The sequence below is a fragment of the Pseudomonas fluorescens genome, assembly GCF_902497625.1.
Lineage (GTDB): Bacteria > Pseudomonadota > Gammaproteobacteria > Pseudomonadales > Pseudomonadaceae > Aquipseudomonas > Aquipseudomonas fluorescens_BQ.
In genome coordinates this window covers 1-9,521 of the sequence record NZ_CABVGX010000076.1, presented here as the reverse complement: position 1 = coordinate 9,521, position 9,521 = coordinate 1, and the positions used below count along the sequence as shown (strand labels likewise).

Sequence of the window (9,521 nt, the reverse complement as noted above, 5' to 3'; positions counted from 1 at the left end):
GCGTTTGTCTGCGCCGACTGCACTACCACCCGCGCCGCCCAAGGCCGCGCCAATGGTGGAACCTGTATTGCCGCCTAACGACTGACCGACGACCGAGCCCAAAACCCCGCCCAATGCGCCGCCCACGCCCGCTTCGGTGGTGCCGCCTGCAGATGCGAAACCACTGACCAGGCCAAGGGACAACAAGAGAATCGAGGAGAACTTCATAGAGAAACCTCAAGGGGATGACGACGCGATCCTGAGGTGCTCGCATGATTGTGACAATCGAAATCCGACGAGTAACACGACTTGTACACAATTCTCCAAGTTACTGTTTTAACTAGGGAACTTAAGTGTTTTTTACTGGTCTTTAGTTACTTCGGACAGGCCGCTTTTGTGAAAAAAAGCGGCCTTTTTTGTGGGCGATGGGAACGCATTTGAAGGGTATGCCAGGTCCGTTGCCGGCCCATTCCCGCAAACGGGCAATCCTGCTATTACGTCAAGCCGACCTTGCCATGATCAAACCGGTCTCACTCGCCGCTTCCAGGCGAATCGCCACGAACTTCGACGTTGGCGTATGACTGCCATCGCCCGTGCTTTCCAGCGGCACCAATGGATTTACTTCCGGGTAATAAGCAGCAGCCTGCCCCGCGGGAATGTCAAACGCCAGCAACGTGAAGCCTTTCACCCGACGCTCACGGCCGTCGTCCCAGATTGAAACAATATCGGCCTTTTGCCCCGGTTTGAAGCCCAGGCGGATGATGTCCGCCTCATTCACAAACAACACGTCCCGCTGGCCTTTAACCCCTCGATAACGGTCGTCGAGACCATAGATAGTGGTGTTGTACTGATCGTGGGAGCGCATCGACTGCATGATCAGATCCGGCAAAACGCCGGTGGCGCGGGTGCGTTCATGCACCAGGTCTTTGGGCAGCAAGTTGGGACGGAAATTGGCGCGTCCCGACGGTGTGTTCCAGCGACGAGCGCCAGCACTGTTGCCGAGGTAGAAGCCGCCCGGATTCTTGATCTTCTCGTTGAATTCCTTGAAGCCCGGAATGGTGTCGGCAATCAAATCGCGGATGCGGTTGTAATCGGACACCAGCCAGTTCCAGTCCACCGGTTTGCTGCCCAACGTTGCTGCAGCAATGCCGGCAATGATGGATGGTTCGGAGCGCATCTGATTTGACAACGGCTGCAACTGTCCGTTGGAGGCGTGGACCATGCTGAACGAGTCTTCCACGGTCACCGCTTGCGCACCTTCAGTCTGGATATCGATATCAGTACGGCCCAGGCACGGCAGGATCAGCGCTTGCTTGCCGTGAGCCAGGTGACTGCGGTTGAGCTTGGTACTGATCTGCACCGTCAGGTCGCAGTTGGTCAGTGCCTTGAACGTGCGATGGCTGTCCGGAGTCGCCTGAGCGAAGTTCCCGCCCAGACCGATGAACACCTTCGCGCGGCCATCGGCCATGGCGTGGATCGCCTCCACCACATTGTGTCCATTGTCACGCGGCACTTTGAACTGGAAGCGCCGTTCAAGAGAATCAAGGAACGCCACCGGTGGACGCTCATTGATGCCCATCGTACGGTCACCCTGCACGTTGCTGTGGCCACGCACCGGACATAGCCCGGCACCAGGCCTCCCGATGTTGCCGCGTAGCAGCATCAGGTTGGCGATTTCCTGAATGGTCGGCACTGAATGGCGATGTTGAGTAATGCCCATCGCCCAGCACATGATCACATTCCTGCCTTTGGCATACATTCTCGCCGCTTGCTCTATTTCCAGCAGCGACAGACCGGATTGCTCGACGATCTGCTCCCAAGGCGTGTCATCAATGACGCCAAGATATTCCAGGACGTTAACGCTGTGCTCATTGAGGAAGTCGTGATCGAACACGGCCGGCGCGCCAGTCTTCTGCGCGTCGCGCTCCCACTGCAGGAGAAACTTGGCCATGCCGCGCAACACCGCCATATCGCCGCCCAGCGCCGGGCGGAAATACGCTGTATTGGTCGGTTTGTCGCCGTTGGTGAGCATCTCGATCGGGTGCTGCGGATGCTGGAAACGCTCCAGACCACGCTCCTTGAGCGGATTGATACACACCACCTGCGCACCGCGCTTTACTGCTTCGCGTAGAGGCTCGAGCATGCGCGGATGGTTGGTCCCAGGGTTCTGACCCCAGACGAAAATGGCATCGGCGTGTTCGAAGTCGTTGAAGGTCACGGTGCCCTTGCCGACGCCGACGCTTTGCGCCAACGCCACGCCACTGGCTTCGTGGCACATATTCGAACAATCAGGAAAGTTGTTGGTGCCGAAAGTGCGCACGAACAGCTGATAGAGGTAGGCCGCCTCGTTGCTGGCACGTCCTGACGTATAGAATTCGGCCTGGTTCGGGCTCGACAGGCCTTGCAAATGCTTGGCGATCAAGGCAAAGGCCGCCTCCCAACTGATCGGCTTGTAGCGATCGGTTTCAGCGTCATAGCTCAACGGCTCGGTCAGACGACCTTGATATTCCAGCCAGTAGTCGCTCTGTTCCAGCAAGGAACTGACGCTGTGTTTGGCGAAGAACGCACTGTCGACACGGCGTTTGGTGGCTTCCCAATTCACCGCCTTGGCGCCGTTCTCGCAGAACATCACCATGCCTTTTTCCGGAGAATCGCCCCAAGCACAACCGGGGCAATCAAAGCCTCCGTTCTGGTTGGTCTTGAGCATGATGCGCAGGTTTTTCAGCGCGTTGTCGCTGGTCAACCAGGCTTGGGCGACACTGATCAGTGCGCCCCAGCCGCCGGCCGGGCCTTTGTAGGGCTTGTAGCGGGGGACAGGTTTCTGGTCGGCTTGACGATGTTGACTCACGCTTGTTTCTCCAACGCTGGGCTGTAGACCCGCGGCGCACTTTTCTGCGGCAGGTGGATGAGATTAAGGTTGTGACGACGGGCCCATTGCACCGCAAGGCCCGTGGGCGACGACAGGCTGACCAGGGTCTGGATGCCGGCGCGCAAGACTTTTTGAATCAATTCGAGGCTGCAGCGGCTGGTGACAATCGCCAGGCCGCCGGCAGTCGGGATGTTCTGGCGAATCAACCCACCGATCAGCTTGTCCAGGGCATTGTGTCGACCGATGTCTTCACGGCCGAGCAACAATTCGCCCTCGGCATTCATGAACACCGCCGCGTGCACCGCGCCACAATGCTGGCCCAGTGGCTGAAACGCACCGATACGCTGGCGCAATCCATCGAGCCATTGGGCTGGTGGCAGTGGCGCGCCGGGCAGCACATTGAGGTTGGGTAACGCTTGCTCGACAGCTTCCACGCCGCACAGCCCGCAACCGCTCGTGCCGGCCAGTTGCCGACGTTGTTGCTTGAGGTTCCAGAAAGCTCGATTGGCAATGGTGATTTGCGCGTATTGGGCCGAGCCCGAACCGCTTAGCTGCAGGTCGTAGATGTCGGAATGATCTTCGATGATGCCGCTGCCGAGGCTGAAGCCGACGATAAAGTCTTCAAGATCCGTCGGCGTTACCAGCATCACAGCCTGACTGATGCCGTTATAGGCGATCGCCAACGCCACTTCCTCGGCCAACTCGGTGCTGGCTGATTCAATATGTTGCAGGTCGCAGTAGCTGTAAGTCTGGCTGGCGGCTGGCGCGGGCGTTTCGAGGGCTGGCGCCGCGCAGGCAGGGCGCTTGGCGTTCATGAGGGATCACCGACGGTTTGGTCAGCTTTAAGCCTAGGCGCGTCAATAGGTCGCGTCTAATTGCTAATACTGATGTACCGATAGATGACGTCGATCAAGAGTCCGCTAGCGATTTCTGATACAGCGCAAAACACGCCTCCGCCAGCGCTGAACGCGGGGCACTACGGCGCATGATCAGCCCCAGTCGGGCGAGGGTTTGCGCGTTTTCGATAGGCTGCAGGCGCAAGTGATCGGTGAGATTCTCCAGGCCGCCGTCCAGCGGCATCACAGCGCAGCACAAGCCACCGTGCACGGCTTGTAAAAGTTGATGCACGGCATCGGTCTGCAGCAAGGGCTGCGGAGTGAGCCCGCGGCTGTGAAAATTGTGGTCAATGGACTGGCGAAAATGCATGCCGCTGGTCAGCATCCCTAGCGGCAACTCAATTAACGCCTCCCAACTCAACGGTGACTCGCTGAAGCTGAAGAAGCGTTGATCATAAAGCAGGCCCATACGGGTTTCGCTGAAGGCCAGTGAGTCAAAACGTTCGCCGTCCAGCCGTTCCAGGTACGACACGCCAAGGTCCAGACGATTGTTGGCCAGTTGTTCGAGGATCTGCTCGGAACTCAATGCCGACAATTCAAAACGCAGATTGGGGTGTTCGGTGTGCAACCGTTGCATCAACAGCAGCGGATCGAAACTCGACAGCGGCACTACCCCCAAGCGCAGTGTACCGACCAGATTGCCGCGACATGCGGCGGCCTCGGCCTGCAAACCGTCGTAGGCGGCCAGCACGGTGCGCGCCCATGCCAGAACCCGCTCGCCCGGGGCCGTGAAACTTTCAAAGCGCTGGCCGCGATTGACCAGCGGCAATTCGAGCTCTTCTTCGAGGCTGCGCAGGCGCATGGACAGGGTCGGCTGAGTGATGTGGCAGCGTGCGGCGGCCTGGCCGAAATGGCGGGTTTCGTCGAGAGCGATGAGGAATTTCAGCTGTTTGATGTCCATCTTCGCTCCAGGGCGCGGTGAGGGTCGGATTCTAGCCCTTGCACCGGATAGACGTCATTGATCGGTTTGGAACCGCGCCTTGCAGGGTTGGTCTAGTCTTTGGCGTCTGGACACTTAATCCCTAAGGAGAGCACACGATGAGCCTTTTCAGCTTTTTGAAAGATGCAGGTGAAAAAATTCTCGATGCGTTGACGCCCGACAAGGCCGAAGCTAACAGCGAGGCTTTGACCAAGCACGTCAAGGACGCCCTGACAGGCATTGACACTTCCAAGATTCAGGTGAAAGTCGAGGGCGAGAAAGTAATCGCTACCGGCGAAGCGGCTTCTCAGGAAGAGAAGGAAAAAATTCTGCTGGCGCTGGGTAACGTGGCAGGTATCAGCGATGTTGATGACCAGATCACTGTGACTGGACCTGTCGCCACCCCAGCGAAGTTCGTCACTGTCGAAAAGGGCGATACGCTGAGTGCCATTTCCAAGCGCGTGTATGGCGATCCGAATAAATATCAGAAAATTTTCGAAGCCAACAAGCCGATGTTGAAGGATCCGAACAAGATTTACCCAGGGCAGTCTTTGCGTATTCCCGAGTAATCTGATCCGTCTGATATCAATCGCGGGTAAGGCTTGCCTATAGATACATGAGCAAGGCTTGCCCGCGAGGCTGCTGATTCGGTCTAAAGCCCCGCAATCAAATTCCGGTAATCGTCCACCGCTGCAAACTCCCCCGTGTCCTTTGGCCCTTTTCGGCTGTCCGGTTCACTCACCGCCAACAAATGCGCCACGCCAAACGCTCGTGCACTGCGCAGTATCGGCAAGGTATCGTCGATGAACAGGCTGCGCGCCGGGTCGAAATCCAGGTCTGCCTGCAAGGCATCCCAGAACTGCGGATTTTCCTTGGGGAAACCGTAATCGTGAGAACTGATCAGCCGCTCGAAATACGGCGCCAGCTCAATCCTTTCCAGTTTCAATGACAGAGAATCTCGGTGTGCATTGGTGATCATCACCACACGCTTGCCAGCCTTTTTGATCGCCGCGAGAAACGTGTCGGCGTCCGGGCGTAGCGCGATCAAGTGCGCCGTTTCCAGTTTCAGCTCGCGCACCGACAATTTCAGCTCGGCGCTCCAGAAGTCCAGGCAATACCACTGCAACTGCCCGGCATGCCTTTCGAACAACGGCTGCAACTCCATCTCGGCCATTGCCCGGCTCACACCATGCAAGTCAGCGTAGCGCTGGGGCAGGTGCTCCAGCCAGAAATGGTTGTCGAAATGCAGGTCGAGCAAGGTGCCGTCCATGTCCAACAGAACGGTGTCGATGTCGTGCCAGGGCAGGGCGGACATAAAAACTTCTCCAGCGGTAAAAAGATATCCGGGATCAACAATCAGGATAGGCCGGGTATAGTAACCCGCTATCGCCAAGGAGCCGCTCATGCGCCAGAAACCCACCATCCTCGCCCGCGAGATTGTCGCCACCAGCCGTTTGTTCTGCGTCGAAGAGCTGAAGTTGCGCTTTGCCAATGGTGTCGAGCGTACGTACGAGCGATTGGTTGGCAGGGGTGCCGGCTACGGCGCGGTGATGATCGTGGCGATGCTCGATGCGGATCATGCGGTGCTGGTCGAGGAATACTGCGGTGGCACCGATGAATATGAGCTGTCGCTGCCCAAGGGCCTGATCGAGCCCGGCGAAGATGTATTGGCGGCGGCCGAGCGCGAGCTCAAGGAAGAAGCCGGCTACGGTGCACGGCAATTGGAACATCTGACCGAGCTGTCGCTGTCGCCCGGTTACATGAGCCAGAAAATCCAGGTGGTACTGGCCACTGATTTGTACGAAGAACGACTCGAGGGTGACGAGCCGGAGCCCATGGGCGTGGAGATGGTCAACCTGCGCGAATTGTCGGCGCTGGCGCAAAATCCGAAATTCACCGAGGGCCGGGCCTTGGCGGCGCTGTATCTGGCCCGCGACCTGCTGACTCAGCGTGGGGTCTTCCTGCCATGAACTTCCCGCATCCGTTGATGGCGCCGGTTATCGAACTGGCGTTGAAAGCCGGTGAGGCGATCCTGCCCTTCTGGCGCGTCGGCACCGAAGTGACTGCAAAATCCGATGATTCGCCTGTGACGGCTGCCGACCTGGCCGCTCACTACCTGATTCTCGCGGGGCTGACGGCGCTGGATGCGAGTATTCCGGTGTTATCCGAGGAAGACGCCAACATCCCCTTAAGTGTGCGAGCAGGATGGCAGCGCTGGTGGCTGGTCGATCCTCTGGATGGCACCAAGGAATTCATTTCCGGCAGTGAAGAATTTACCGTCAACATCGCGCTGATCGAGCAGGGGCGGGTGGTGTTTGGTGTGGTTTCGATGCCGACCAACGGGCGCTACTATGTCGGCGGTGCGGGGCTGGGCGCGTGGCGTGGGGAAAAGCACGTGCAACCGTTGGCTATTCAGGTACGTGACGTGGTGCCTGCCGGCGAGTCTTTTACCGTGGTGGCAAGCCGCCGACACTCGAGCCCACAGCAGGAGCTGTTGCTGGCCGGGCTGAGCGACAGCCTGGGTGAGCTACATTTGGCTAATATTGGCAGTTCGTTGAAGTTTTGTTTGTTGGCGGAAGGTGCAGCGGATTGTTATCCACGCCTTGCACCGACGTCGCAGTGGGACACAGCGGCCGCCCAAGGTGTGTTGGAAGGCGCGGGTGGGGAGGTGGTGAATCTAAATGGTAGCCCTTTTACCTATACTCCAAAAGAATCGTTGCTTAATGATTTTTTTATCGCTTTACCAGCAATGGCTGTTTGGCGGGGAAAATTATTGAAGTTGGCTTCGGGTGGGTAGCTGCTGTTAGCTTTAACTCAAGTACTGTAGGGTTATAACTAACAGTTTTGACAGGTTTTTTTCTAAAATTTTGATGCTAGTTTTCGCATTCCAAGCCACTAAGTTCTGATCAGAACCTAGGCGCGTTATGGCTCAATTGCAAAGGAAACAGCTCGAAATGAACTTTAAAAATTTGTTTTTATTCGCCTCGCTGTCGGCAGCGATGAGTATGGCTACGGCCGGTACACTTACCATGAAGGCGCCACCGGAAGGTTTACGGCTATTAACAAGTGGCGGCGAATTGAATTATGGAGATAAAAATCTGGTACTCGTGGGCGCATCTTCAACTTACTTCAGTGTCACCCCTGTTGTAGGAAAAGATATCGTGGGCCTTGTTACTGCAGACCACAATGAAGGCATTGAGTGGCATTATGGAAACGAAATTCACTGTTCGTTAAAGGGTGATTATGCTTTGGAAGTTGAAATCGTCGGGTTTAAAAAAGATATATGCTCGAATGAACATAAAGACGTCTATCAATTGAGAACCTCTGGTGCAGATGACGTAGTGCTCTCGTTTGTAAAAAGACCAAAAACTGAATAAGACGCTGTCTGGTCTTGAAACAGGTTAACACCCGTTTCATCCCAACGCCCGATGCACCGACCGCATCGGGCGTTGCTTTTTGATTGACGGGAGGCCTAGCGGTGCAGGACGTAGTCCCCCCTGAAATTCACCGCCGCCTCCTCACTGCCTGTATTTACAATTCGAGAATGCAAGGCCAGGCGCGCCCGGCCATAGCGCCGATACATCACCAGAAACTTATTCCACGCCACCACACTCGGTGCCTGGCAGATAGCTATCGCGTCGGTAGTCATCGGCAGTGGATAACTGATCTGACCTTCCTGAATGACAATGTGCCCGTCTTCAATCCCTTCTTCGCGCAGACGCAGGTGAAGCCAGCCCCATCCGGCCAGGACCGCGCCGCAATACAGGCTGCCGCCGAACATGGTGCTCTTGTGATTGACGTTTTCTTCCAGCGGCAAATGCAGGCGCAATTGCTGATCGTGCCAGTCGAGCACCTTGAGACCCATGTGCCGCGTCAAGGGGATATCGTGGTGGAGGATAGACTCGAGATCACTGCTGTCGCGGTTCATGAGCGGGCCTTTTGTATGGGAGTCATGTTTGGACGGTGGCTCAATCGTTTTCATCGTTGTGGCTACTGCCACCCGCGTCGGCGAAATTCAGCCCGTGCTTGCGCAATTTGTCGTGCAGGGTTTTGCGCGGTATCCCGAGGGCCTCGGCGAGGCTGCGTACCGAGCCATGGGAGCGTGCGAGCTCGGCGGCAATCAAGGATTTTTCGAAGTTCTCGACTTGCTCGCTGAGGCCGCCGCTGACCATCTCCACCGTCATTCCGACAGCTCCGTCCGGCACGCTGTTATCCAACGCCAGCTCCAGACCCAGGGCGAAACGCTCCGCCGCGTTTTGCAGTTCCCGGACGTTGCCGGGCCACGTATGACGCAGCAACAAAGCGCGGTGGCCGGGTTGTAACTCATGGGTTGGCAAACCGTGGCGGGCACTGGCCTCTTCGGCAAAGTGTTGGAACAACATCAGCGCATCCTCACCACGCTCGCGCAGTGGCGGGATGCGCAGGGGGGCGACGTTCAAGCGGTAGTACAAGTCGGCGCGGAAACGGCCCTGATCGGCTGATTGGCGCAAATCTTCCTTGGTGGCTGCGATGATGCGGATGTCCAACGGGATCAGTTGATTGCCGCCCAGACGTTCGACGACGCGCTCCTGCAGCATTCGCAGCAATTTGACCTGCACATCCAGACTCATGCTTTCGATTTCGTCGAGAAACAGCGTGCCGCCGTTGGCGAACTCGAACTTGCCAATACGCCGCTTCTGCGCGCCGGTAAAGGCTCCCGGCTCGTGTCCGAACAGCTCGCTTTCCACCACCGATTCAGCCAGTGCCCCGGCATTTATCGCCACGAACGGGCCGTTACGCCGACTCGACAAGTCATGCAGCGCACGCGCGACGACTTCTTTGCCGGCGCCGGTCTCGCCGAGAATCAGCACGTCGGCCC

The 9,521-nt window shown here is 57.3% G+C and carries 10 protein-coding genes and 1 pseudogene; 4 read left to right on the top strand and 7 right to left on the bottom strand.

The features are described 5' to 3' along the window. The 4 genes and pseudogenes from F8N12_RS26720 to F8N12_RS26705 form a co-directional block, all read right to left on the bottom strand. Positions 1-207 (bottom strand): annotated as a pseudogene (locus F8N12_RS26720) (hypothetical protein); the annotation flags it as partial. A 271-nt stretch (positions 208-478) separates the two neighbouring features. Continuing rightward, positions 479-2,827, bottom strand: a complete 2,349-nt coding sequence (locus F8N12_RS26715; RefSeq protein ID WP_150583056.1) for an FdhF/YdeP family oxidoreductase — start codon at positions 2,825-2,827, stop codon at positions 479-481. Beyond that, entirely contained in the window at positions 2,824-3,663 is an 840-nt protein-coding gene (fdhD, locus tag F8N12_RS26710) for a formate dehydrogenase accessory sulfurtransferase FdhD (RefSeq protein WP_150583055.1), read from the bottom strand. Before fdhD ends, F8N12_RS26715 begins: the two co-directional genes overlap by 4 nt. Positions 3,664-3,757: 94 nt before the next feature. Then, the gene (locus F8N12_RS26705; RefSeq protein ID WP_150583054.1) at positions 3,758-4,645 is read right to left on the bottom strand and encodes a LysR family transcriptional regulator; all 888 of its coding nucleotides are present in this window, start codon (positions 4,643-4,645) and stop codon (positions 3,758-3,760) included. 137 nt (positions 4,646-4,782) lie between these two features. Between F8N12_RS26705 and lysM the strand changes: the two genes are divergently transcribed. Then, the gene (gene lysM, locus F8N12_RS26700) at positions 4,783-5,232 is read left to right on the top strand and encodes a peptidoglycan-binding protein LysM (RefSeq protein ID WP_150583053.1); all 450 of its coding nucleotides are present in this window, start codon (positions 4,783-4,785) and stop codon (positions 5,230-5,232) included. Between the two features lie 83 nt (positions 5,233-5,315). Here lysM and yrfG read toward each other — a convergent pair whose 3' ends face one another. Next, entirely contained in the window at positions 5,316-5,978 is a 663-nt protein-coding gene (gene yrfG / locus F8N12_RS26695; protein ID WP_150583052.1) for a GMP/IMP nucleotidase, read from the bottom strand. An 88-nt stretch (positions 5,979-6,066) separates the two neighbouring features. Here yrfG and nudE point away from each other — a divergent pair, with 88 nt between their 5' ends. From nudE to F8N12_RS26680, 3 genes are all read left to right on the top strand, one after another. Then, entirely contained in the window at positions 6,067-6,633 is a 567-nt protein-coding gene (gene nudE, locus F8N12_RS26690) for an ADP compounds hydrolase NudE (RefSeq protein WP_150583051.1), read from the top strand. Then, a complete protein-coding gene (gene cysQ, locus F8N12_RS26685) occupies positions 6,630-7,460 on the top strand; it encodes a 3'(2'),5'-bisphosphate nucleotidase CysQ (protein WP_150583050.1) in 831 nt (276 codons plus the stop codon). The genes nudE and cysQ overlap by 4 nt, the downstream gene beginning before the upstream one ends. A gap of 157 nt (positions 7,461-7,617) precedes the next feature. Then, complete coding sequence (locus tag F8N12_RS26680) at positions 7,618-8,040, top strand: hypothetical protein (protein ID WP_150583049.1); 423 nt, start codon at positions 7,618-7,620, stop codon at positions 8,038-8,040. A gap of 95 nt (positions 8,041-8,135) precedes the next feature. On the opposite strand, the gene F8N12_RS26675 is transcribed toward F8N12_RS26680, so the two are convergent. Both F8N12_RS26675 and F8N12_RS26670 read right to left on the bottom strand, forming a co-directional pair. After that, on the bottom strand, positions 8,136-8,591 hold the full coding sequence (locus F8N12_RS26675) for a YiiD C-terminal domain-containing protein (RefSeq protein ID WP_150583048.1): 456 nt from the start codon (positions 8,589-8,591) through the stop codon (positions 8,136-8,138). A gap of 40 nt (positions 8,592-8,631) precedes the next feature. Further along, positions 8,632-9,521, bottom strand: an 890-nt coding sequence (locus F8N12_RS26670) for a sigma-54 interaction domain-containing protein (RefSeq protein ID WP_150583047.1), incomplete at its 5' end; no start/stop codon positions are given.

What these genes read in the sequence shown, in the direction of transcription:
- fdhD (WP_150583055.1), bottom strand. Translation starts at nt 3,663, where the DNA reads ATGAACGCCAAGCGCCCTGCCTGCGCGGCGCCAGCCCTCGAAACGCCC.
- F8N12_RS26705 (WP_150583054.1), bottom strand. Translation starts at nt 4,645, where the DNA reads ATGGACATCAAACAGCTGAAATTCCTCATCGCTCTCGACGAAACCCGC.
- lysM (WP_150583053.1), top strand. Translation starts at nt 4,783, where the DNA reads ATGAGCCTTTTCAGCTTTTTGAAAGATGCAGGTGAAAAAATTCTCGAT.
- yrfG (WP_150583052.1), bottom strand. Translation starts at nt 5,978, where the DNA reads ATGTCCGCCCTGCCCTGGCACGACATCGACACCGTTCTGTTGGACATG.
- nudE (WP_150583051.1), top strand. Translation starts at nt 6,067, where the DNA reads ATGCGCCAGAAACCCACCATCCTCGCCCGCGAGATTGTCGCCACCAGC.
- cysQ (WP_150583050.1), top strand. Translation starts at nt 6,630, where the DNA reads ATGAACTTCCCGCATCCGTTGATGGCGCCGGTTATCGAACTGGCGTTG.
- F8N12_RS26680 (WP_150583049.1), top strand. Translation starts at nt 7,618, where the DNA reads ATGAACTTTAAAAATTTGTTTTTATTCGCCTCGCTGTCGGCAGCGATG.
- F8N12_RS26675 (WP_150583048.1), bottom strand. Translation starts at nt 8,591, where the DNA reads ATGAACCGCGACAGCAGTGATCTCGAGTCTATCCTCCACCACGATATC.